The following is a 25,263-nucleotide window of genomic DNA, read 5'->3' on the forward strand; positions in this document are numbered from 1 at the left end:
CACAAGGAGGTCGTCACAGCAATGAGCCACGTTTCGAAATTATCATTAATAGATGCGGACCGTAAGAAAATCCATCCGGGTAAATTGGGCATGCATGGTGGAACCAATCCCAAAGGAGAAGCCTTTGGATTCACCAATTATTATATGACTCGTAATGGCGAGCCCTTCATTCCGATCGTAGGTGAATTCCACTTCTCCAGGTTTTCATACTTGTACTGGGAAGAAGAACTGCTGAAAATGAAGGCCGGTGGAATTCACATCGTCGCCACATATGTATTTTGGAATTTCCATGAGGAAGAAGAAGGGATTTTTGAATGGGGTGGGAATCGGAATCTGCGCCATTTCATCGATCTCTGTGCCAAACTGGATCTCCCCCTCATCCTTCGTATCGGTCCATTCTGCCACGGCGAAGTTCGTAATGGAGGAATTCCGGATTGGGTAGTTTCCAAGCCTATTGAGATCCGCTCCAATGATCCCGAATATCTGAAGCTGACACGCAGACTGTATCGGGAAATCGCTAGTCAAATGAAAGGCAGCCTGTATCAAGACGGAGGACCCGTTATTGCCGTGCAATTGGAAAATGAATTCATGCACGCCGGAGCACCGAATGATGCTTGGGGTTACAAAACCGGTAAGTTTCTGTCCTCCGGAACCGGAGGTACAGCTCATCTGGCCGAGCTGCGCCGTATTGCCGAGGATGCAGGCATACATCCCCTGTTCTTCACGGTTACCGCTTGGGGCGGAGCTGCCGTTCCCGAGGAAGGATTTTTGCCCATGCTTGCAGGATACGCCTATACGTCATGGCTGCCAGACCAGCCTCCAAGCAAGGAATTTGTGTATCGGGATCTTCATATTACTCCGGCAGAGCCTGTTCATTTCGACACGCCCGAATATCCCGTTGCGTATTGCGAAATGGCTGGTGGTATGCAGGTTAGTTATAATGTGAGACCGTTCGTTCCGGAAAATAGCATCGAGGCCATGACCCTTGTCAAACTGGCCAGCGGCAGCAATCTGCTCGGTTATTACATGTATCATGGCGGCTCCAACCCCGTCGGCAAGAAAAGTTATCTCAATGAGCAGTTCCTGCCGAAAATTACGTATGACTACCAGTCTCCATTGGGTGAATTCGGCAGAGTCGGTGCATCCTATGATCGCATCCGCGCCATCTCTTTGTTTCTTGAGTCTTTCGGATCGGTCCTTGCTCCGATGAAAACGGTTCTGCCTGAAGGTCAGTCTACCATCGATCCAACAGATACAGAGACATTACGCTGGTGTGTTAGACATCAAGACGGCTCAGGCTTTGTTTTCCTGAATAATTTTCAGGACCAGGTCGACATGCTCCGCCGTAAAATACGAATCGAATTGGAAACATCCAAAGGCAGCGTTGCCTTCCCTGCTGAAGGTGAACTTGAGCTTCCTGAAGGAATTGGATTGATGCTGCCGTTTAATCTGGAACTTCATGGCATTTCCCTACTTAGCGCAACGGCTCCACTGCTCACCATGATTGATACAAATCGAGAAAAAACGGTATTCTTCTATGCACATGAAGGAATGACACCGGAATACGTCGTTTCCAAAACGAATCTAAAGGATGTGCAGTGTAGTGGAAGTGAGATATCGGACCAAGGGTCATATTATGTGATTCGACCAAACGTGGACAAAAATCATTCAGTTAACTTCCTAACCACAGGTGGTGATTCCGTAAGTTTTGTGCTGCTTTCCAGAGAAGAAGCGCAAAAAGCATATACCTTTGAACTATGGGGACAACCAACGCTGGTTATCAGCGATTGCCCCGTAACAGTCAGTAATCATCAGCTTATCTGCACATCGACAGGATCTTCCCGTATTGCTGTTTCGCTGTATCCGAAGCCAGAGCAAGATTTGCAAACCCAAAGTTGCAGCACTGTTCATTGTCAGAACGGGGGTTCCACTCTTTTTACTACCTATACAATAGACCTGCCTGAATATACACCAGAGGTGTTGATGAAGAAACCAGCGGAGAAATCGGCCTTGCTGCAATTTGCCGGAGAATGGCCGGCTCATGTTCATGATGTATGGCTTGAGGTGGATTATGAAGGTGATGTGGCCGAAGCGTTCCTGAATGGCCGGCTCATGACAGATCATATTTCTTACGGCAAGACCTGGTCCATAGGCTTAAAAGAATTCTACACTCAGCTTGAATTCTCTGAATTGCACTTATCCATAACGCCGCAGCGCAGAGGAACGGTCCATACTTTTGTCAATCAGGCACAAATTGAGCGCTTTGAGGGAGTTGAGATCGCCGAATTCCGCCGCATTGAAGCCATTCCGCAATATCAAGTCGCGTTGTATCGGGTTAAAACTGCTGCGATTGAACAATTATCCGTCCCATTCTCCAGTTAAGATAATCTAAAGTCCTGAATGTGTTCAGATCGAACAATTCAGGGCTTTTTGTCATGTGTTTTTCCAATTCTTTCGTTGAAAATGCTTAGCTTCGTGGTATCCTTGAGTAGAAAATATAGGCAATACACATACATATTTTTCCAGAAGAAGCATGAGAAGTGAGGAGATTCTTTTGAGTAAACCAATTCGCTTTGGGATTATAGGATTCGGCTGGAGAGCAGAAGCATATCTGCGGATTGCGAAGCAGCTCCCCCATGTGTTCAAAATTAGCGGAATAGTCGTGCGTGATTCGGTCAAATATGCGGAGGCTGCCAAACGTTGGGGCGTCACCCTTTACGAGTCATCCTATGAGATGGCCCGTCATTGTGATTTTCTTTTGGTTGCGGTGTCCAAAACATCCGTTCCTGCCGTCCTTGAAGAACTTGTTTCATTACAGGTTCCTCTCTTGGTTGAAACACCGCCGGCTTTTGATGAAGAAAGCTTGAGGACAATGTCCTCTTTTGCCGAGAAAAACGGTCAGATCCAGATTGCAGAACAGTATCCCCTGCAGCCGCATCAGCTCGCTCGAATGTCCCTGATCCAGTCAGGGAAACTGGGTCAGGTTCATCATGTTCAAGCATCCATAGCACACGGTTATCATGGGATCAGTCTGATACGTAACTGGCTGTCGCTCACGGATATCAGCTGCGAAATTGTCGGCCGTCGCTTCGAGCTTCCGATTCTGGAAGTACCTTACCGAGGTCGACAAGTCCAGGATCGAATCGAGAATGAAGTTCAAGAGATCGCCATGTTGTCTTTCCATAACGGCAAGAGTGCTGTGCTGGACTTCACCCGTTCTCAATACTTTTCGCCTCTTCGTCAAAACCGGGTTCTGATTCGCGGGTCCCATGGGGAGATCCGGGATAACGAAGTTACAATCAGCTTAGGTACCGATGCGTATGATACATACTCCATCCATCGAATTCAAAGCGGCATGGAAGGAAGTTTGGGACCGCTCTCTCTCCGTGAGCTACGCGCAGGACAAGAGTGCCTGTACCGAAGCCCCTTCCCTTCTGCCCCGTTTTCCGATGAAGAGCTGGCCATGGTTGAAATTTTGACGCGCATGTCTACCTTTGTGAGAGAGAATATTTCTTTTTATCCCCTGACAGAAGCTCTTAAGGATGTGCGCTTGTCTCTAGCCATAGAGAAAGCAATCGCAACTCAGGAATCGGTAAGCATCTGATTTTAAATGTTTATCTGAACGAATCGTTTAACGAAATCGCTCTTTGAAAGGTGTTTCTTACATGTTTGCAATCGTCATTACAGGCTCTATATTCTTTTTTCTTGGAGTGTGGTATGTCATGTATCTTATATCCCAACATTCCAAAGATCCGTGGCGTTTATCAGCTCGAGTCATGAGATCTGTCTTAGCCATATCCATCATTATTCTATTGGTTCAAGATTACATCGTTAAAACAGTACCGTCTAATACCATATTAATCGTCGTTTTTATTGCTGTTTTGATAGCCACTAGTTCATTGACAGATAGGAACAGAGAGAAGAAGTAAATAAGTTTAAACCCGGAAAAACTTAAAAAAGATGAGATCGCTATTTCATTTGGAGATACTGCAAAAAGCTCGTTAGCAATATATGATCCAAGTAAAGACAGTTTCCACGGCAAAAAAAGAACTTACTCCCTAACAGGAATAAGTTCTTTTTTGGTTACTCATTTAGTATTTCGGACCAATTAGGATCTTTATATCGTTTATCTACCACTTCTCTCACTAGGCTAAGCTCTTCTGGAATTTGATCTAACCCCTCAATACGGTATTCGAAAGGACTATTCGTTTTACGGTCTCCCATGCTTATAAATCCCTCTCTCCAGTGATCAGGCAGGCTGTTCTCAAGTCTCGATGATCCTCTTTTGCTAACATTATATTGTTTACCTGCCGAATCATATGCTTTCCAAGCATCATTACGAATTTCATTATCCATCTCTCCGTAGAATAAAACAGCTAATTCATCAGCTTCGCCACCACTTTGTGATTTCTCCAACGAAGTCCCAATGACGTCCAATCTATCCTTTAAAACATTAAAAGACTTAGGCTCTGTTAACTCCGCAGGTTTAAAGGAAAACTTGCTACCATCCACTTCTGCAATAGAGTATCCATCCATTACAAAACGGTAAGGTTCATTTTCAGGGAGATACTTAAACGTATAGCTCCATCTCATTTTTCCTTTTTCAATTACGCTATAGTCAGATGTCATCAGGCTGTCCATGTAACCAGATTTCCATGGATTTACTGAGTGTATTTCTTCGTTTTTGAGATTCTCAAAGTGAAAGCTCAATGTTTGTTTTTCCCACAAATCACCGGGGGATCGAGCCATTGCTGCATCGTCAAGCTCAGTCTCCAGTTCGAATCGTACGCCCTGAACCATTCGTGTGATCCTTTTTAAATTGACAGTCAATCCATGTGGTGTTGTGTAAGTTCCAGAAAGTTCCTCTGTTCGGGTCTTACTGTTCGCCTCTTTCATATCCAAGTCAAAGCTAAAATTCCAGTTTCCTTCTAATGTATGTTGATTGCCGTTTCCAAGATTATTAATATTCCCCTCAATCGTAATCTTGTCCGTTTGGAGCGGTTCACTAAAGAACTCCACCATATAATAAAAATCATTTGTATAACCCATATCGTACATACTGCCTACGGTGTTTCCATGAGCATCTTTAATAGTAATGGTGTTCGGTTCTCCAAGACTCAGCTTATGCCGATCATGCTCTCCTTTTTTATCAAAAAGTTGGAGCGCAAGCGTAACTCGTGTAGGATCCGCTACAACTTCCTCAATGACAAGCGTATAACCCTTGTCCTTTACTTTAATATGTGGGTTATGCACCAATCCCAGCTCTTGTGCTCGCAGGAGTCCGATATCGGGGTTATCTTTGGTAAATAAAGATCTGATCATTCCGGCAAAGGTTGGGACTGTATATATCATGACCGCCCCTAGAGCAAATAAGAGAGCTATCGACGCAGCAACCCATCTCCAACGATTAAAGCGAGCGTGCTTTTTCGACCTTTGCTCAGGTAATGAAGAAAGAGCATTCTCCACAGCCATTTGGACTGCATCGGGGAGGATGACGTCTTGTGATTTCGGCTTAAGAAACTGTCTAATTTCGTGATCAAGCGGATCATGATAACTCATATTTATCTTCCCCTTCCCCTAGCATGAGCTCAGAAAGTAGTTTTCTAGCCCTGAACAGACGTGACTTTACAGTACCTTCAGAAATTTCGAGTACCTTCGAAATGTCCTTAACCGCCATATCCTCGATATAAAAGAGCGTGACGATGGTTTGAAGCTGTTCATCCAGTTCATCAATCACCTCGAATAGCTCAACCTGTTCATACTCATCCTTGTATGAAGTCTTTCTCAAGTCGTAAGGGAGCAGAGATACTCGCTTCTTTTTTCTATTCATTTGATTGCACTCATTGATTAGTATCCGAATAATCCATGTTTTAAAATAAGCGGGTTCTTTTAATGTATGTATACTCGTAAATGCTTTGGTAATGGTCTCTTGTATCGCATCTGCACTATCTTCGCTGTTCCTTACAATTGATCTTGCTATAACATAGAGGCTCTGCTGAATCGTCCGTATTAATGATACAAATGCTTGCTTATCCCCTTTTCGTGCAAGTTCTGCTTTCTCGGCTAAATCCACGAAGAATTCCCCTCCTCCTCAATACTATCTAATCATTAGATCGTCAAAGGCTTCATCTGGTTCACAAAAGGTTACTTTTATTTTCGAATAATGTTTAAATTTTTAATTCCAAATCAAAAACAGCCGAACATAATCGTTCGACTGCCTTCTGTGTCTACATAGTATATCAAGACTGCTCAATGTCGTCTTCGTCTTCATCCGCTCTATATTCCAATAGATCTCCGGGCTGACAATCCAGCGCCTTGCAGATTGCCTCCAAAGTAGACAAACGTATCGCTTTCGCCTTCCCGTTCTTCAATATGGAAATATTGGCGATCGTGATCTCAACTCTCTCCGCAAGTTCGGTAACTGTCATTTTCCGCTTAGCCAGCATCACATCAATATTGATTATAATAGCCATGTCTTCACCTCAAACCACTAGGTCATTTTCGGATTTAATATCAATGGCTTCCTGTAACAGTCTTTGGAGAACAGCGGAAAACACTGCAATGACCAGTGAAGCAAAGATGGGAACCATTCCGATAATAATAAGCCCTGGAGCATCATCTTTATCTGCTACCAGAAAAACGAACGGCAGCATCACCAGATATAGGCTACTAATTACAATAGCACAATATTTTATGATTTTTAAAGATCTGACTGAGAATGAAGAAAAGGCTTCGTTCTTATCGATGTAGCTCAGGAGACGGAATGATTGGAACAGCGCAATGATAAACGGTATGACCGAGATATACATAATGATCACAATAGGATATAGCGAACCGGCATAATTCGGATTCACCGGATGATTCGCTAACCAAGGTATGCCGAAGATACACAGAGCTAGAATGGGAAGCCCAATAAGCAGAACAGCCATTTTTAGAAAGATCGTTGAACCTCGTTTCACAAAAAGCACCTCACTTGTTTTAAGTGATTTGAATTTATCACATTGTTTATCGTTTTACAATAAATAATTATTGATTTTTATTGTTTTATTATTGTTAAGCAATTAGTTGTGATATAATAACGACCAACTATGAAGAATAAAAACGGTGGACAAGGCGGTCCTTACTCATGAAATTGGAACGATTAATCTCTATGATCTATAAGCTGCTGAACAACGAAGTTGTCTCTGCTTCCATGCTGGCCGAAGAGTTTCAGGTATCCCCAAGAACCATATATCGGGATATCGACGTGATTTGTGCCGCAGGCTTTCCGGTGGTTTCCTATCAGGGAATGAACGGCGGGTATGGCATGATGGACGGATATAAAATGGACAAGAGCCTGCTCGGATCGTACGATGTTCACTCTCTAATAACGGTTCTGCGCAGTCTCTCCACTGTATTTGCAGATGAGCGTGCACAAGGCACGATTGAACGCCTGCAAACGGTTGGCTCTGAGCTGCAACCCCCGACCCTGGCGGTGGACTTGGAAACTCATCGGACAGATCACCATGCGCTTCGCGAGCTGCGGTCTGGGATAACGAAGCATGTCGTTGTCCGCTTCGATTACATTAACAACCGGAATGAACGCACAGCCCGTGAGTTGGAACCGGTGATGCTTTATTTTAAATATCGAAATTGGTACGTATATGGATTCTGTCGAGTACGTCAGGATTACCGGGAATTTCGTCTATCTCGAATGATGAATCTCTCACTGACCCAAGACTCATTCCTACCGCATCGTGAGGTGCCAAAAGAGCGTTCTTTGCAAAACGAGGAATGGCAAAATCAGATAAGTGACGTTGTCTTTCGGGTTGCGCCTGAAGCATTAGCAGAAGCGCTTGACCATTTTCATCAGGCAGAGAAGCAATTTAACGAAGACGGAAGCATGACCATGCAAATTTCCGTATACCAACCCCTACAGGCAAGGTGGCTTCGATCATTTCTGCTGAGTTTGGGCAGTGGAGTCGAAGTGATTAAGCCGCGAGAACTTCGCGGGATTCTGAAAGAACAGCTTCAACAAGCCATTCTGCTATACGAAGAAGTATGACACGCTGTTGTCATACTTCTTTTTTTATAATCACAACAGATAACAAAACAAAAATCATTGTACAACAAAAGGAGACCATTCAAATGACTAATTATCCGATTGAAATGTTCAATTACCACACTTGGGCCAATCAAATCATCCTGGGCAGAATTAAGGAATTGCCCTCATCTGTTCTTAGTCAGGAATTAAACAGTTCGTTCCCCACCCTCGCCCATGCCCTAAGCCATATTTACGCAGTAGATCAGATGTGGTATCTCGTTTTATCAGGTATGCCAATGGGTGAAGCGCTGCAAGAGTGCATGCCATTAAATGACAAAACATTCCTTACCGTGGATGAGTACTTGGATACCTATGCCGAATTGGCAGAACGATACAATGAATGGATACAGCGTCAAACTGATTTGGAGCAAACTATCACACTTGATAATCCATACGCCGGCATCTGCGAAACAACGTTGTCCAACATGCTGCTGCATGTAGTGAATCACGGTACTTATCATAGGGGCAATGTTTCTACAATGCTGCGTCAAATGGGACATGCGTCCACCATGAACGACTATTGTCTATATTGGTATCAGCAACCTGTACAGTCCAATTAAATCAACACCGAATCAGGATCGTAAGGATTGGAGTAGTCGAACAATGGAAATTCAGAATTTACTATCTGTAAACTCAAGAGAAGACTTAAGATTATGGTTGCAGACCCACTGCAGGACTGAAACTTCCTGCTGGGTCATTGTAAGCATGACTCCAAAGCCGGGTACGCTATATTATTTGGACGTGGTGGAAGAGTCCCTTTGCTTTGGTTGGATTGATGGGCTGAAGAAGAAAATTTCTAATACAGAGCTTGCACAGAGACTGTCACCCCGAAGCCATAATAGTTCCTGGACTGAATTGAATAAAGAACGGGTTAGGCGTCTAGAAAAGCTAGGATTCATGCGAGATGAAGGAAGACACGTGCTGCCGAACATGGCAATCGATTCTTTTCGCATTCCTGAGAATATAGAGATCCGGGTTAAAGAGGATACACGGACTTATGAGAATTTTATGGCTTTTCCCGCTTTATATACAAGAGTACGCATCGACACAATCCAGAGTGTTGAGAATCAACCCGCAATGTTTAATCACAGATTGGATAAATTCATTACACACACAAGAGTCAACAAGATGTACGGTCAATGGAATGACGGTGGGCGCCTTCTATATTACTGAATGGTATTTCCCGCCTATCACATTGAAGTGATATAGGACAGTCACCATTTTGCCTCTGGACGATATCCTATAGGTAAAAGGAGGACTGTTCATGTCGCTTTTGTATCAACATTCTGAACTGGAGAATGACAATGCTCCTCTGGAAGCATGGAAAAAGGATGCATACCGCTTGTTTGCCTCCAAAATGAGTGATCGGGAAGCACGTTTCCCTTGTATTCCGGCGACTCAGGCCTACGCCATGGGGCATCTACGGTATGGTTTTGTTTCTGGTTCAGATCACCAGCCCTCGTATCGTAAACTTGCGGAGATCATTTCAGAATACGGCCGGGCATCGCGTTCTTTTGGTGAATACTCATCCCTCATTGTTTTTCTTGAATTAAGGGATACAACGAGAACGGTTTTGGAGTATGAAGCGTTTTTTTGGGAGCTGCTAAGCCAGGTCAGTGATTTGGATGTAAAGCCATGGCCGGAAGATATACCGGAGAACCCGGAGAATCCCTTATGGGAGTTCTGTTATAACGATGAACGTTATTTCGTCTATTGCGGGACCCCTGCTCACACGTCCAGGCTGAGCCGAAGTTTTCCTTATTTTATGCTCGCTATGACGCCTCGCTGGGTACTGGATCAATGGAATGCTCACCCCAAGAAAGCTGCTGCCATTGGTCCTAAGATTCGTGAAAGACTTGCCGAATACGATGCTGTACCCGCTCATCCGGAATTAAAACAATACGGAGCACAGGGGAATCTTGAATATAAGCAGTATTTTCTTAGAGATGACGACACCTCCCCTTCTCGTTGTCCTTTTCTTCGCGCTCTACAAGCGGAGAAGATCCAGGAATAGAAGTTTACCCTTCCTTGTCCTAAAAGAGGCCTCCTTCGAATAAGCTGTACTCTGCAGATATTAGAAGGAGCGTCTCATTAACCGGATTCAGGAAAGGGACATGATTATGGACATAGAACTGTATATCAAATATGTTTTGATTGGACTAGCTATCGCCATGCCAGTCGGAGCAATCACCGTAGAGATGACCAAACAAGGCTTAAAAAATGGTTTCATTCACGGCTGGGCTGTTGGTTTGGGCGGGATGACCCTGGACACAGCATTGATCCTCGCGATGTATTTTGGATTCGCCTCCATCCTTTCCCTACCGTATGTCCAGATTCCTCTATGGCTTGTTGGAGCCGCTTTTCTTGCCTATCTTGGCTATGATTCGATCAGAAATGCTGATCAGGATATCACACCAACCGACGAGAAAGTGAAAAAATCGTTTTGGAAAACGTACCGTAATGGCCTGCTTGTAGCCATCTCCCCAGGTAATCTGATCTTCTGGGTATCCGTATTCGGAGCCGTGCTGTCTGATTCCTATCGTTTGGCTGGGAAGGAAAGCTTCGCTATTGCGGCTTGTGGGGTGCTGTGCGGTATTCTGATCCACGACCTGGGTCTGGTCTCACTGGTTTCTATCACACGAAAAGTGATGAGCCGGCGAATGATCCATTGGGTTTCGGTTGCAGCAGGCATACTTCTGCTCGGTTTTTCGTTTTATTTTTTGTATGAATTTATGCTTTCTCTCTGGAGATATATTCAGTAACCGCCTTAGTTGGTTGGACAACCCTCCAAATCCTAAAGAATACCGAGATAGATAAGGAACCCGTTTATAGGGTTCCTTTTTTGTTGTCTCTTCCTAGATATGTGCTTCCTGATGGGCGCTATATCGCTGTTTACACGGCAAAAAGCAAGTAATGAACACCGGCGCAACGGATGACTACTCGCTGTAACGTCACGCTATTCCGCACTCTACGGGCTATCTCCACAATCAGGGACTATCGACGGTAATTTCATCCCTCCACTATGATACAGCTAAGATTGCATCCCCATATGAGACTCTTGAGGAAAGGAATGATGTCCGATGCAAAGAAATACAAAAGCTACCACACTCATGTTCCCCGCCTCCAGAGCACCAACGCTGTTAGGCAGAATGGTAAGAAACCGATGGTTATATTTCATGCTTCTGCCCGGCCTGCTGTACTTTCTTTTATTTAAGTACTGGCCCATGTATGGAATACTCATCGCCTTCAAGGATTACCAGCCATTCCTTGGCTTCTGGGATAGTCCTTTTGTAGGGCTCAAACATTTTGAACGTTTATTTAACGATCCTAACTTTATCGTTCTTTTCCGGAATACGCTCATGCTTGCCATGCTCAACATTCTGTTTTTCTTCCCTTTACCTATTGTTATTGCACTCATGTTAAATGAACTTCGCCACCACTTGTTTAAGCGAACGATTCAGACACTGGTGTATATTCCGCATTTCATGTCATGGGTAGTTGTCGTGGGGATTGCTTACATTTTCTTAACTACAGAAGGCGGTATCGTCAATGATCTTCTGGTGTACTTTGGCTGGGATAAGATTAATTTTCTGGCGAGCAATGAGTGGTTTCGAACCATCGTTACTGCTGAGGTGATCTGGAAGGAAACGGGCTGGGGAACGATCATTTTTCTTGCGGCGCTTTCTGGGGTCGATCCACAGTTGTATGAAGCAGCGCGGATGGATGGAGCGAACAGACTTCGCCAGCTCTGGCATATTACCCTGCCTGCTATTCGCAGCACCATTATCATTCTGTTGATTCTTCGTCTGGGGAACTTCCTGGATACCGGCTTCGAACAGATCTTCCTGATGCTCAACGCCATGAACCGGGAAGTCGGGGAAGTATTTGATACTTACGTATACTCCGTAGGGATTAGCCAAGGGCAATACAGCTTCAGTACCGCAGTCGGTTTGTTCAAGTCTCTAATTGGATTGGTGCTCGTAGTTGTAGCTAATCATCTGGCCAAGAGGTTTGGTGAAGAAGGAATTTACTAAGGAAGGAGCTCATCATGAAATGCCTATCAAACCTAGCGTGGGAAGTCGGATTTTCGATGTACTGAACATAACGCTGTTGACTGTATTTGCACTGCTCACGGTACTCCCCTTCGTTTATGTTATTGCCGGCTCCTTCGCCACTCAGAAGGAATTATTATTACGTGGGTTCATTTTATTTCCAACAGAGTTTACACTGGATGCATACAAGTACATTTTTTCAACCCCTACTCTTGTCAAAAGCTTGCTTGTTACCATCTACATCACCGTGTTCGGCACGCTGATCAACATATTTTTGACCTGTTTGATGGCCTATCCATTGGCTCGTAGGGACATGGATTTCCGCAAACCGATTCTCATGCTGATCGTTTTTACGATGTTATTCAGTGGTGGCATGATTCCAACGTTTCTTGTGGTCAAACAGTTAGGTATGATCAATACGTACTGGTCCTTGCTTATACCTGGAGCCATTAGCGCTTTTAACTTGATCATTATCCGGAACTTCTTTCAGCAGCTTCCCGAGAGCTTGGAAGAGTCAGCCAAGATCGATGGTTGCAATGATTTAAGCGTATTTTTTCGCATCGTACTGCCTCTTTCCATGCCAGCAATCGCTACCTTCTCCCTGTTTTACGCCGTAGGGCATTGGAATACTTACTTTAGTGCTGTTCTCTATATTAACGATAACACCAAATGGCCAATTCAAGTACTATTACGGCAGTTCGTTATTTTGGCTTCTGGCGGAATCGGGGACTCCACTGCCATGGAATCAGACTATGTTTCCCCACCGGAGCAATCCATTAAGATGGCTGTCATTGTTGTATCCACTCTACCGATCCTGCTCGTGTATCCATTTTTGCAAAAGCATTTCGCCAAAGGCGTATTACTTGGTTCTGTAAAAGGCTGATCGTAACTTAAATGATGAAATCACGATTAGGGGGATTTGAATATGAAAAAATCATATCGGAAGTCATTGATTAGCACTGGAGCTCTCATCGCTTCATTAAGCTTAATCTTTACAGCTTGTGCCAGCAACAATTCCAACGAGACTCAGGGCACAGGTACGGGTGGTGAGCAAGGGACTCTTCCCTTGACTATGATGCTGCCTACGTATAGTGCGGAACAGATGAATGCGAACAGCTCCATTTTGGCTCTGCTTGAGGAGAAAACGAACACGGATCTGACCGTATCCTGGGTCCCCTCATCATCCTACACGGATAAATTAAGTGCTACCGTTGCCTCCGGCGAGTTGCCCAAAACGTTCGTTGCTTTGGAGCCAAAAGCTTCCTTTATCATCAATGCTGCTCGGTCAGGCATGTTCTGGGAATTGGGACCGTATCTCGACAGTTATCCAAATCTGAGCAAGATGTCTGATGTTGTGTTAAGCAACTCATCCATTGACAACAAGATTTATGGCCTGTATCGCGAACGGGATATTGCCCGTTTCGGTCTGATGATTCGCCAGGACTGGCTGAACAATCTGGGTTTGGAAGCTCCGAAAAATGTGGATGAACTTTATGATGTTTTGAAAGCGTTTGCCACAGAAGATCCGGATCAAAACGGCAGACAGGATACCGTCGGTCTCGCGGTAGGGATGCAGGGAAATAATATCGCCGGATTCAAAGACATCTTGGTCTATCTGGGAGGCCCAAATGAATGGGAACTGAAAGACGGGCAGTTAATCCCGGCCCACATGACCAGTGCGTATATGGATACCTTGAAGTTTTACAAGAAGTTATATGATGAGAAGCTTATCAATCAGGATTTTGCGCTCGTTCAGGATGGTCGATCGGTGATGTACAAAGGTAAGGCAGGATTGTGGATTGACAACATGGTGGATGGAAAGAACATTGAAGAGAATATCAAGAAGGTCACTCCCGATGCCAAAATCGATCTGATTAACCGGATCTCTGGCCCGAACGGAGACGGCACGCGAGCAGGCACAGGTTATTTGGGAATGTATATGATTCCGAAAACAAGTGTCAAAACGGAGGAGGAATTGAAGCAAATTCTTGCATACTTCGATAAGGTATCGGAGAAAGACATGCAAAACCTTTTAAAATATGGCGTTGAAGGTAAGCAGTACACGGTTGAAAATGGAGAATACAAGCAAAACCCGGATCCCAAGTTGCGGTCAGAAATGACAGATAGCAACCAGTTTATGATATTGCAGGACCAGGTGGAGAACTTCGGTACCGAATTGGAGAAGCTCAGCACAGAATTGTTCAAAGATAACGCCACTTTTGCCATTCAGAATCCTGCCTCTCCTTATATCTCTAATACCGCCATTGAGCTCGGCAATGAACTTAATAAGATCATACAGGATGCCACGGTCAAATTCATTATGGGTACCGCCAGCGAAGAGGATTGGAATCAGGCGGTGGATAAGTGGCTGCAAGGTGGCGGAAGCAAAATTATTGAAGAGATCAATGCAGATTATGCTAAAACTGCCACTAAGTAATATCGGGTACCATCTCGTAAATTCACAAATAGCCCCTAGGACGCTGAATTTTATCTCACGACCTAGGGGCTTATTTTGTCTAAGAGAAGCTGGCAGCACGTTATTGTTCTTCCCTGTACTTTCCGGGAGTCGTTCCCGCAATTTTCCGGAAGGAGCGAATAAAATTGGCCGAGTTATTGTACTGCAGGCGCTCTGCAATTTCAGCAATTTTCATATCCGTCTCCTTAAGCCACTTCTTAGCCATATCCATCCGGTACATTGTCAGGTACTCTCCGAAGTTTACCCCCGTCTCCTGTCGAAATACCCGGCTCACATAATGAGGGTGATAATTGATTCGAGCTGAGCAACTTTCCAAGGTTAACTCCGAATCGAATTCCCGTTGAATCATGTCGATGATGGCTTCCGATATATGTTTAAACTGCGTTTCACGGCGATGCTCCAGTTCCTTGGCGTATGGCACAACAAATAATGTCCAAAACCAGGACTTCATCTCCGTAACGTTCCGCAGCTTAAATAATGTATCAATTAGCGAGGACTCATCTCCCTCAATGCCTTCCATTGGAATAGCAAGCTCATGACCGAATTTGAGAAAATTCACCAGCAGCCTCAAAAGTGACAACTGATAGTGCTGAAATGGTGTTTGGGCCGGAAACAGTTCCTCCATAAAATGTTCCAATTCGATCTCGGATTGGGCCAGATCTCCTGCTCGTATGGCATCGAACAGCGCTAGTTCCCGGTTATGTGGAAATCTGCCCGGATCATTCTTCTGCGGCTGCACGTCCTCTATAAACAGAATGGACTCTTGCCCAAGTCCCACACTAAATTTCAGTGATGTCATGGCTTCATGCAATGCATTCCTTGCTTGGTCAAAAACGTGAAATGGACGACTAATTCCGATACTAACCCGGATCCCCAGATATTGGGCAATAGCTTTCTGGACCTCCACACACAACATGAACAACTCTTCCTTAAGCTCTACACCCTTGTTGGATGATCCGATCAGGGTGACTTGGTAATCAGTGGTCACCACCGGTACCAACCTGTTATCACCTGGTATCAGTTCACCGACCATATTACTGATTGCAAACAATAATAAGTCCCGATTCCTCTCCTCATAGCGCGTACCTATAAGGGTATCCATCTGGATCGCCACCAGGCTCATGGACGACCATGTCTGCTGCACGCCATACAGTCCCAATTTCTCTTCAAAATCAGTATGAGCAATCTCACCCTTCAGCAATTTATGCATGAAGAACTCTTTCAGCTGTGATTGTTGGCCCTGGAGCTCGTTCATGACAACAGAGTGGTTACGGATCAGATCGTTTACCCGTTCTCCGATCACTTGCAGCTCTCCGGCAGCTCTCTCCCGCCCTGCTTGCGGGGTGGCAACAGCTGCAAGGGTTGAATAGATGGATCGAATCGGGCTATACATTCTTTTTGAACCGAACCAGGCCAGAATTAGAGTAATGAACAGGATCAAAAAGCAAACGAGTAAGGTAAGCCAGCCAATGATCTGATTCTGTTGGTTCACTTGTTCGTTAGAGGCTACCGAAACATAAACCCATCCATTGTAGGAAGATTTACGATAGGTGACGGTTACCTTCTCCCCCTCATGCTTGGATATGTACTGCCCGGTGGTGGATTCGGTTTCTTGAAGCTGTTGAAGATAGGACTCACCCGACATATTGCTTCCTGGTGACGCACCTCCATCACTTCGATGAATAAGCTTTAAATCGCGATCCAATATGAAAGCGTTTGCTATTTTCCCGTTTTGAACGGATAACGTTCTTCTTATCACGTCAGGAGACAGCGATACACTAATCAGGCCTTTGGGATTCGCAGCGTTAAAAGGATATTTTTTGACGAAATAGACAGACTCCGACGAATCCGGCAGATTGTCCTGCCCTCTGCTCCAGAAAGATCCAGCCTGCTCATGAGAAAACTTCTCGAGTTGTGACTTGAATTCAGGGGAGCTGTATTCATTCACACCGGTGCTTGTGACTAGCCATTTCTTGTTCAAACTGTACAAATAGATCTCCTTAATTCCCAGCTCGTACGTTTGAATTGTAGCAATACCCTTATACAGCTCATGAACCATTTCAAAATCCTCATTCGTAATCGGCTTGCTGAATGCCTGTCTAACGATCGGAGACTGCAAAAACTGCGTTGCCGAGTTATCAACGGTTCTCAGCATTTGCTCTACACCCATCTGCGTTTGCTGCAGCAGCAATTTATTACCTTCATTCACCTTTTCCTGAACGGTCAAAGAGGAATTATAGTATGAAAAGCTACCAAGAACAATTACCGGGAGAGTTCCTATGACAATAGAAAACAACAATAGCTTCCATAAAAAAGAAAGGGAACGTAATTTCATAATGCCTCCTCGGGAGATTCCGGTTTATTACATTATTACATTAGTTCCCAGATGAGGATACGTCAATCCTTTTTAACGTTACCTTGTCACCACGCTGGATTCTGTCTTCCTTCTCTGACTCTATTGACTCTATTTTTCCAGTTTCGCAGCTGCCTCCAGCAGAAAAACTCCGCTTAGCTGAGCCGTAAGGTGGAGCGGATTCTGGGCGGGTTGACCCCATGCCTGACCGAATAATCCATTTTTCCGGCTGCCTTTCCATAACACATCTGCATTCCGGAAGATCGCTTTCTTCAAATTCTTGTTATGTCCAGCATCATACAGCTCCACCATGTAACGGATCAATATGCCTTTGAACAAAGCACCATCTCCATCCCCATCCTCCAAGAAAATCCCCGTTTTCTCATTCGTCAGAGACTTCAGGGAACCTGCTGCTGTCTTCTCTGCATCCTGCAAATACGCCTGATCTCCCGTAATCCGGTAGAGCTCCACTCCGGCACCTATGAACGTACCCTGGTTATAGGTGAAGATCCAGGCCTCATTCACATCTAGCGTGCCATCGTCACGCAGTACCAAGCCATCTGCGACGAGTCCAGTTTGCGGATTTACGAGATAGCGTTTTTCCCATTCATATATTTTTTGAGCCCATTCCAGATCCTGAGGATCTCCAAAACGCTCATACAGCCTTGCTGCCAGAATGGAAGCCGGACCATTTGAACACGCATTACGGTTGTATCGCTGGTCCTTCTTCCAAGCCATGCCTCCCAAGTCATCCTCCCACCAGGCAGTCTTGATATCTGCCCAGAGTTCCAGCACGTAATCTTTCATTTCTTCACTGCCTGTGGCATCGTAGAGGCGTAGAGCAGCAAGAGCCAGCCATTCCATATCATCATAAAATTCATTATGAAGTGAACCATTTCGTTCAATAATACTGCGCACCAATTCTTCCGCCCGTTCTGTATACGCTTCGTCTCCTGTTCGTTCGTATCCGTCTACCAGTGCATCAACAGCATGAGCCTTCCACCAATAATTCAGAGGCTCTTCACCTTCCGGTGTCGATGGATAAGCGTTATTCATCATTTGTGCTTCATCGTTCCAGTAGTATTCATGCAGTTTCTCTTGCGCCCACTGCGCTTGACTGGCATAGTGCTTTTTGCCTCCACCACTTGCACCCATCGTAGTAACCAAAATAATACTGAGCACCACCGTCAAACTTACGATTTTCTTCTTTCGCATTCGGATATCCCTTCCTTTCTTAAAGTCATCAGATTATTCCTTCACTGCTCCGAGAACGATACCGTGGATCAAATAACGCTGTAGAAAAGGATAGATTAGTAGTATGGGGATCATCGAGACCAGAATTTTGGCAGAATTCAATGTCGTGTTCGAAATTTTATTGTACTGCTGCAGCTGTTCTACAGAGAGATTCTGCATTTGGTCTCGCGTGAGACTAAGCCGCTGCAGATAAGTCTGAAGCGGTATTTTGGAGCTATCGTTAATGAGAATGATTCCGTCAAAGAAGTTATTCCAATGTCCAACGATGACAAATAACATAATGGTCGCCAAACATGGCATGGAGATCGGGATGAAAATGTTAAGCAGAATTTTGATCGGACCCGCTCCGTCAATAAAGGCAGCCTCTTCGAGTTCCTTGGGTATTCCTTTGAAGAAGTTCATCAGAAGGATCACATTGAACACGGGTACCGCACCCGGCAAAACCAGCGCCCATATGCTGTTAATTAGCCCAAGCTTGCTAATTACCATGTACCAAGGAACAATTCCTCCGCTGAATAACATCGTAAACACGATAATCCACATGTAAGTGTTCCGGGATCTGAATTGTGAAATACTGCGTGACAATGGGTAGGCCATAAGAATGGTCAAAATCATATTGATGGCACCACCAAGCACCACCCGTTCAACTGAAATCAGAAACGCATTCCAGAACTTCGTATCTTTTAAAATCTGTGCGTAGGACGAGAAGTTCAGCTCCACCGGAAGAAAGTAAACCCGGCCTGCATTCACTGCCGTACTGCTGCTGATGGAAACCATAATCGTATTTACGATCGGGGCCAGGGACATGAAAGTGATCAAGATCAACGTGAACATAATCAATAGTCGGGATAGCCTGGAACCGAGTGTTTTGGATTGAATCATGCTAACCCTCCTAGAAAATTCTGTACCCCGCATACTTGGAAGCCAGTTTATATGAAATGACAATCAGAACAAAGCTGATCACCGATTTCATTAAACCAATGGCTGTTGCGAACGAATACTGCATATTGATCAGACCCATACGGTACACAAAGGTATCAATGATATCACCCGTTTCATATACGAGCGGATTATACAGGTTGAAAACCTGATCGAATCCGGCATTAAGGACGTTTCCGAGACTTAATGTACCCAGTAGGATAATGGTTGGGAACATGCCGGGCAGTGTAATGTGTAGAGTCTGTTTCCAGCGATTCGCACCATCCATTGCAGCAGATTCATACAAGGCAGGGTTAATTGCCGTTAATGCCGCCAGATAGACAATGGTTCCATAACCGAATTCCTTCCAGGTATCCGTTACGATCAGGAGCGGTCTGAACCAATCATTGCTCGCCAGAAACATAATGCGTTCCAAACCGAGAAGCTCAAGGAAATTGTTAATCATGCCGTCAAAAGAAAATATCATGGTCAGCATCGTGCCCAAGACAACCCATGACATAAAGTGCGGTAAGTACACAATCGTTTGAATCGAACTCTTGAACACTTTCAGACGAACCTCATTAAGCAGAAGGGCAAATACGATAGGGACTATCAATCCCAGCACAATTTTCCCAACGGCAATCACCAGTGTGTTGATAAAAATCTGCTTCGCGTCCGGCAGTTGAAACATATAGGTGAAATTGCTAAGCCCCGCCCATTTGGAACCGAATATGCCTTTGGCAGGAATGAACTTCTGGAACGCCATGATCACGCCGAACATGGGCACAATGGAGAAGATAAACAGCATCACCATGCCGGGCAGAAGCATTAAATGATAAGTCATTTCGTCAAATCGCTTACGTTTCTTTTGGACTGAGCGTACTTCCCTTATGGGCTGTATCGTCGTTTCTGCTCGCGCCATTGCGACTTTCACCTCCATCTTGCCATATCTATAGGCAGGTCATACTGCTAAAGGCAGGAGCGGAAGTCTGGCATCAGGCTTCCGCTATACTCCATTCCTGCTTCACACAATTTGTTATCACCTCTGAGCCATCTCGTTGACTTCCTCCGTAATCTCATCTCCGCCTGTGCGCTTCCATGTATCAACAAACGTATCAAATTCGTCAATAGGAGCTTGCCCCATAATGATCTTGAGAATCGTTTCTTCTTCCAACTTTTGCAGGTTCGCCCACTTCAGCTTCATCGTCTCCGTCGTCCCATAAAAGCCTGCAGGAGTCACTTCCAGGTTGGTGTTATTCGCTTCTCGTTGTCCTTCAATTCGAGATAGGTATTCGCCATAGGTGTTGACGTCAACGGCATTGCCTTTCTCTTTGAATTCCTGATAAGCCTTGAACGAGACGACCCGGTCTTCCTGAACGGCAGAAGCATCTCCGGACTCATCAGCTTTCATTAGATCTTCGTAATAGCGCTTCAGCACATCGTCATAATCGACCTGCATTGGAATCTGAGTAGGATCGTTATTCCAGCGGCTCGCATCAGTCAACATCTCATCAGGATGTTCCTTCTTATAGTTGATCGCATCATCCGTTAAGGAATACAGGAAATCCGTAGTCAGATTGACCGATTTCATTATGGCTTCAGGATGGGCGAAATTCTTGTTCACCACAACGATCCCTCCCCCTACAGGATCCTGACGAATTGTTCTGAACTTACCGTCCTGATCCAGCGGTGCAGATACCGCGACCCATACGGCTTCAGGATTTTGCTTGATGGAATCCTTATAATTGGTGTAGCCGATCCACCATGGATTGAATACGATTCCCGCCTGTCCGTTGATCACCAGTGCTTCTTTCTCTTCACTCGACCGAACTGCAAATTGTTTATCAATCAAGCCTTCTTTGTACATGGCGCTAACTTCAGCAAGTGCCTGCTTCATCTCAGGCTGAACGGATCCGTATACCACCTGACCATCTTTCTCGATCCAATTCGTTGGAAACGCGCCATGCGTAGCGAACATTGGGCTAAAATTCATCGCATTCGAATCCATTACCATGCCCACCGTCTTGCCTGTGCCAGATACGTCCTTTTCCACAAATGTTCTGGCGAGATTCCACACATCTTCCGCGGTTTCCGGCAGCTTGGCACCCACCTTATCTACCCAATCCTTCCGAATCCACAGCAATTGATGCTGATTACCGATATTCGTCATCGGAAGCCCCATAATTTTGCCATCCACCTTCACCTGATCGAGCAGCAAGTCGCCGTAGGAGCCATAGATGTTTTTCACACCTTCGGATGCTGTCTTCTCATAAACCTCAGTCATATCGGCAATCAGATCATTATCTACCAACTGATTAAATATTTCCCGGCTGACTAACATGACGTCAGGCAATTCACCCGTGGTCATGGATAAGGACAGCTTCTGATCCATGTCGTCCGTTTCCCAAGCCACCTTCGCTTTGACATTCACCCGATCTTCTACATATCGTGTGGCCAAATTGTCCTCAATGGTATCACCAGGCGGCAGGTTGTTCACATGATTGGTATTACGACCGATCGTGAACTCGACTGGCGTCTCATATTTGCCGTAAGGTTCGTAGTCCTGCTCCGATATCTGCGGCTGGGCGTTGTCACTAGTCCCCCCACTGCAGCCACTGAATACAACCAGTACCATACAGGCCATCAGCAATGAAGCGATTTTGCTGCGTTTGTGCATCCTGTCATCCCCTTTATGTGATTTACTTGAATAATCAAATTGTATGCGTTTCCATTTTTCGCGTATATGCAATTTTTTTCGGATATGTATCACTTTTTTCATGACCTCTACCATATGATGGTCTCTGTCATTTCTAACACGGAAACAAAAGAAACGGCTGCCGCAGCAACCGCCTTCATTTTTTAGCATTTTATTAGGAGTACTACTTCTGCTTACAGTGAAGATGCCGGAATCACCATGGACACTTCTGTTCCGGAACCGGGTTCACTCCGAATAACGCAACCATAATCCTGCCCATAATAGAGCTTCATTCGATCATTTACGTTACGTATGCCGCATCCCCCATTTTCACTGGTTAACAACTGTGTGATCTGTTCTGAGGTCATGCCTACGCCATTATCCGTAACAGCTAATCTGATGCCTTCGCTCACTTGCCGAACCGTAATCTGAATGCAGTAATCCTTCGCTGCTGTCTCTACAAAACCATGCTTAATGGCATTTTCCACAATCGGCTGCAGCACAAAATGAATGACTTGTTCCAGCTGTACCGCTTCGTCAACATCATAATCCACGTCAAACAGACCATCATTCATAATGAGCTGCAAATCCAGATATGCCTTAATATGCTGAATCTCAGCCTCAATTGTGGTCATATGCCTTCCTTGGTTCAACGTTGTTCTGTAGAAACGTGCTAATGCAGATACCATATAACTTGTTTCAATATCTGCCTTCTTCTCGGCCCTCCATCTGATAAATGAGAGTGTGTTATACAGAAAATGAGGATTAATCTGACTGATTAGCCTGTTATATTCACTTTCCTTCTTGGCAATCTCGGCGTGATAGACCTGTGAGATCAGACTGTTGATCCTTCTGAGCATCTTACCGATCCCATTCGTCAGCTCACCAAATTCATCACGGGATGAGCTCTGAATGATCACATCCAGATTGTTTCGTTCCACCTTATCGACTTTGGTCTTGAGGCGAAGAATTCGGCGTGTAAAGTTAGTGGAGATGATATATATCAGCAGAAAGGTAATGATCAGACTAAGGACAATGACGAATAGCGTAATTTGAAAAATGCTCATTGCATTCGCGTAAGCATTGGTATTCAGCAAATTGTAGTAGATCGTCCAGCCATTGCTCGCAAGGGAACGGCTTAAGCTCAGGTCTGTCATTTCCCTTTTCTCCAGATCGACTGCGCCAATCCGCTTTCTGTTTTCCTGAAAAATGATATGTTGATCCGGATCTTCCATATGAACGGATACGTGCTCAGACAGATTATCCAGATCGCCAAAAATGCTGTCATGCTGTATCGATATGACCATAAAGTTGCTGTCTTTTGGATTGCTGATCAGTTCCTGAACCAGGTAGACCTTCTCTCCGTCCACAATCCAGCGTCTGCCCCGGAAACCATCGTACCAAGCTTTGCTCCTGAGCTCCCCTATGGGCAAAATGTTATTGCGAATCCCGAGCAGTTCTCCGGATGTGTAGAAAGTGATCCCTTCAATATCATCGTCCATCATTTTGATGTTCGAGATCATCGGCTCCATAATATCACGAAAATCCAGGTACATCTGATAATAATTTTCATCATAGTCTTTGGTGAATATCTGGGAGAAATCTCGATTAAGTACCATAAACTCACTTAGCGTATTGTAACGATTGATTTTGTAATCCATAATGCTGGCTACCTGCTCCAGGCTTGCTTCGGCTTCGCTTCGCAGCTCTTTCATCTGAATACGATAGGATTGAATGAAGGAGAGCAGCCCAAGCAGAAGAATGGGAATGAGGGCAATGACCAGATGAGATAGCAATAATTTGTTGCGGAACCTGATGTCATTGAACCTGCTCTTGATCCACCCGATCATGAAGCACCCCGCACTCTCTGAACTGTAAAGGACTAACGCCGAATTTGTTTTTGAACAGCTTGGCAAAATATGAATGGTTATCGATGCCGACAGCCACCGCAACATCATTAATTTTCATATTGGAGTGAACAAGCAGATGGCTCGCACGGCCTAACCGGTAATCCGTCAAATATTTGGAGAAGTTCTCTCCGGTTTCTTTCTTAAACAGAATGCTTAAGTATCCTGGAGACAGGTACACATCGTGAGCTGCTTCTGTTAGGGAGATATCTTTCTGATAATGATCCTTCACATAGTCCTTAACCTGCCGGATCACCTTCATTTCCATGGTTTCAGGCTCAGGCTTCCCAGTGGTCGGACTCATCTTCGTAATATCCACCATCACCTGCAAAAACTCTTCCTTCATAAGAGGTTTGAGCAAATAATTGACAACTCCCAGCCGGAGGGCACTGCGTGCGTATTCAAACTCATCGTATCCGCTGCAAATAACAATATCGATATTGGGCTGTGTTTTGCGTGCGATCCTGCTAAGTTCCAGTCCGTCCATGAGTGGCATTTTGACATCGGTAATCAAGATATCAATCGCATTTCGTATCAATAGCTGCTCTGCTTTCTTTCCGTTCTCCGCTTCCATGATATGAAAAGGAAATCCATACAGGGCAATCAAGTCCTTGATTCCTTCTCTTTGAACACACTCATCATCCACAACAAGAACATTAAACATCAAGACATCTCCTTTGCGCGTGAAAGTGAGAGGATAACCAGCAGAAATATCTCTTCGTTATTCATGGTATGTCAGTTACAACGTAGTATATCATAGAATGAAGAAAGGGCTTTCATTTATATGCGTATTTTCAGATCCGTGTTTTATTAAATAAAAAGAAGCCGCTATTTAAGCGACTTCTTCTCTCATGATGATCAATACATCATTCCCCGTCTGACTCATCCTATTGAACTGACCTGGAAGCTTCGTTTAAGAAACGTGGATTGCCTTTTCCATAACAAAATCATCCATGACAAAGCCATTGCCGATATCTGCAACCTGTTCGCGAACAGTCCGGAATCCTTTTTTCTCGTAGACAGCGATACTTGATTCGTTATGGCGATTGACAGTCAACCAGATCAGATTAATGCTTCGTTCCATGCATAGCTTCTCCAGAAAAGCGAACGCTAGGCTTGCGTAACCTTGGCCCCTGTGTTCCTTGCCGATGTAAAACTTACTCAGGAACATCTTACCTTCCTCTACTTTTACAGACATGTATCCTACAGGCGCATCATCACGTTGAATGAAATAATATTCATAACCCTGCTCATGGATTTGTTCCGTAATCGCTGATACAGATTGGTATTGTTGGATCATGTAATCAATCTGTTCGAGCGTAATAATGGATACGTAATATTCCTGCCATATCTCGGCGGCCAATCGGGACAGCTCAGCGATTTCTTCTGGTGTACTAACTTTCGGAAATATAAGATTCATGGTTAGCCTGCCTTTCTTAACTCTCTCATTATTCATTCAGACTCCCTACATCGTATCAAATATTCCGATAGAATGTTAGTCACACCTATGTTCGAATCTATTCAC

The 25,263-nt window shown here is 44.7% G+C and carries 22 protein-coding genes; 10 read left to right on the top strand and 12 right to left on the bottom strand.

Going from position 1 to position 25,263, the window contains the following annotated elements:
* Positions 1–21: 21 nt before the first annotated feature.
* Complete coding sequence (locus MH144_RS04925; RefSeq protein ID WP_239297981.1) at positions 22–2,382, top strand: beta-galactosidase; 2,361 nt, start codon at positions 22–24, stop codon at positions 2,380–2,382.
* 172 nt (positions 2,383–2,554) lie between these two features.
* Positions 2,555–3,604, top strand: a complete 1,050-nt coding sequence (locus MH144_RS04930; RefSeq protein ID WP_239297983.1) for a Gfo/Idh/MocA family protein — start codon at positions 2,555–2,557, stop codon at positions 3,602–3,604.
* Between the two features lie 479 nt (positions 3,605–4,083).
* On the opposite strand, the gene MH144_RS04935 is transcribed toward MH144_RS04930, so the two are convergent.
* The 4 genes from MH144_RS04935 to MH144_RS04950 all read right to left on the bottom strand — a co-directional run bounded on the left by MH144_RS04935 (position 4,084) and on the right by MH144_RS04950 (position 6,959).
* Positions 4,084–5,559, bottom strand: coding sequence for a DUF4179 domain-containing protein (locus tag MH144_RS04935; RefSeq protein ID WP_239297985.1), 1,476 nt, complete (start codon positions 5,557–5,559; stop codon positions 4,084–4,086).
* On the bottom strand, positions 5,546–6,073 hold the full coding sequence (locus MH144_RS04940; RefSeq protein WP_239297987.1) for a sigma-70 family RNA polymerase sigma factor: 528 nt from the start codon (positions 6,071–6,073) through the stop codon (positions 5,546–5,548). The genes MH144_RS04935 and MH144_RS04940 overlap by 14 nt, the downstream gene beginning before the upstream one ends.
* Before the next feature lie 166 nt (positions 6,074–6,239).
* Complete coding sequence (locus MH144_RS04945) at positions 6,240–6,473, bottom strand: helix-turn-helix domain-containing protein (RefSeq protein WP_239297989.1); 234 nt, start codon at positions 6,471–6,473, stop codon at positions 6,240–6,242.
* A 9-nt stretch (positions 6,474–6,482) separates the two neighbouring features.
* A complete protein-coding gene (locus MH144_RS04950; RefSeq protein ID WP_239297991.1) occupies positions 6,483–6,959 on the bottom strand; it encodes a DUF2975 domain-containing protein in 477 nt (158 codons plus the stop codon).
* A 167-nt stretch (positions 6,960–7,126) separates the two neighbouring features.
* On the opposite strand from MH144_RS04950, the gene MH144_RS04955 reads away from it, so the two are divergent.
* The 8 genes from MH144_RS04955 (at position 7,127) to MH144_RS04990 (ending at position 14,572) form a co-directional block, all read left to right on the top strand.
* Entirely contained in the window at positions 7,127–8,044 is a 918-nt protein-coding gene (locus tag MH144_RS04955) for a helix-turn-helix transcriptional regulator (protein WP_239297993.1), read from the top strand.
* A gap of 83 nt (positions 8,045–8,127) precedes the next feature.
* Positions 8,128–8,643 carry a DinB family protein gene (locus tag MH144_RS04960; protein WP_239297995.1) on the top strand — a complete coding sequence of 172 codons (516 nt, stop codon included), beginning with the start codon at positions 8,128–8,130 and terminating at the stop codon, positions 8,641–8,643.
* Positions 8,644–8,686: 43 nt separating this feature from the next.
* A complete protein-coding gene (locus tag MH144_RS04965; RefSeq protein WP_239297997.1) occupies positions 8,687–9,256 on the top strand; it encodes a YdeI/OmpD-associated family protein in 570 nt (189 codons plus the stop codon).
* A 91-nt stretch (positions 9,257–9,347) separates the two neighbouring features.
* Positions 9,348–10,097 carry a YqcI/YcgG family protein gene (locus MH144_RS04970; RefSeq protein ID WP_239297999.1) on the top strand — a complete coding sequence of 250 codons (750 nt, stop codon included), beginning with the start codon at positions 9,348–9,350 and terminating at the stop codon, positions 10,095–10,097.
* Positions 10,098–10,209: 112 nt separating this feature from the next.
* Positions 10,210–10,845 (top strand): LysE family translocator, encoded by a 636-nt coding sequence (locus tag MH144_RS04975; protein WP_239299262.1) that lies wholly within the window; start codon positions 10,210–10,212, stop codon positions 10,843–10,845.
* Positions 10,846–11,193: 348 nt separating this feature from the next.
* Positions 11,194–12,117, top strand: coding sequence for an ABC transporter permease (locus tag MH144_RS04980; protein ID WP_239299263.1), 924 nt, complete (start codon positions 11,194–11,196; stop codon positions 12,115–12,117).
* Between the two features lie 19 nt (positions 12,118–12,136).
* On the top strand, positions 12,137–13,018 hold the full coding sequence (locus tag MH144_RS04985; RefSeq protein WP_095287743.1) for a carbohydrate ABC transporter permease: 882 nt from the start codon (positions 12,137–12,139) through the stop codon (positions 13,016–13,018).
* A gap of 42 nt (positions 13,019–13,060) precedes the next feature.
* A complete protein-coding gene (locus tag MH144_RS04990; RefSeq protein WP_239298001.1) occupies positions 13,061–14,572 on the top strand; it encodes an extracellular solute-binding protein in 1,512 nt (503 codons plus the stop codon).
* 100 nt (positions 14,573–14,672) lie between these two features.
* Here the strand turns inward: MH144_RS04990 and MH144_RS04995 are convergent, their stop codons facing one another.
* The 8 genes from MH144_RS04995 to MH144_RS05030 all read right to left on the bottom strand — a co-directional run bounded on the left by MH144_RS04995 (position 14,673) and on the right by MH144_RS05030 (position 25,158).
* Positions 14,673–16,838 carry a helix-turn-helix domain-containing protein gene (locus MH144_RS04995; RefSeq protein ID WP_239298003.1) on the bottom strand — a complete coding sequence of 722 codons (2,166 nt, stop codon included), beginning with the start codon at positions 16,836–16,838 and terminating at the stop codon, positions 14,673–14,675.
* Positions 16,839–17,075: 237 nt separating this feature from the next.
* Positions 17,076–18,179 (bottom strand): glycoside hydrolase family 76 protein, encoded by a 1,104-nt coding sequence (locus MH144_RS05000; RefSeq protein ID WP_239298005.1) that lies wholly within the window; start codon positions 18,177–18,179, stop codon positions 17,076–17,078.
* A 33-nt stretch (positions 18,180–18,212) separates the two neighbouring features.
* The gene (locus tag MH144_RS05005; protein WP_239298007.1) at positions 18,213–19,100 is read right to left on the bottom strand and encodes a carbohydrate ABC transporter permease; all 888 of its coding nucleotides are present in this window, start codon (positions 19,098–19,100) and stop codon (positions 18,213–18,215) included.
* Positions 19,101–19,110: 10 nt separating this feature from the next.
* A complete protein-coding gene (locus MH144_RS05010; protein WP_481857318.1) occupies positions 19,111–20,058 on the bottom strand; it encodes an ABC transporter permease in 948 nt (315 codons plus the stop codon).
* A gap of 117 nt (positions 20,059–20,175) precedes the next feature.
* Complete coding sequence (locus MH144_RS05015; protein WP_239298009.1) at positions 20,176–21,813, bottom strand: extracellular solute-binding protein; 1,638 nt, start codon at positions 21,811–21,813, stop codon at positions 20,176–20,178.
* Between the two features lie 212 nt (positions 21,814–22,025).
* Positions 22,026–23,681 carry a sensor histidine kinase gene (locus MH144_RS05020; protein ID WP_239298011.1) on the bottom strand — a complete coding sequence of 552 codons (1,656 nt, stop codon included), beginning with the start codon at positions 23,679–23,681 and terminating at the stop codon, positions 22,026–22,028.
* On the bottom strand, positions 23,650–24,402 hold the full coding sequence (locus MH144_RS05025) for a response regulator transcription factor (protein ID WP_239298013.1): 753 nt from the start codon (positions 24,400–24,402) through the stop codon (positions 23,650–23,652). The genes MH144_RS05020 and MH144_RS05025 overlap by 32 nt, the downstream gene beginning before the upstream one ends.
* 249 nt (positions 24,403–24,651) lie before the next feature.
* Positions 24,652–25,158 carry a GNAT family N-acetyltransferase gene (locus MH144_RS05030; RefSeq protein WP_239298015.1) on the bottom strand — a complete coding sequence of 169 codons (507 nt, stop codon included), beginning with the start codon at positions 25,156–25,158 and terminating at the stop codon, positions 24,652–24,654.
* Positions 25,159–25,263: the final 105 nt, after the last annotated feature.

The sequence above is a fragment of the Paenibacillus sp. ACRRY genome (assembly GCF_022346995.1).
GTDB lineage: Bacteria > Bacillota > Bacilli > Paenibacillales > Paenibacillaceae > Paenibacillus.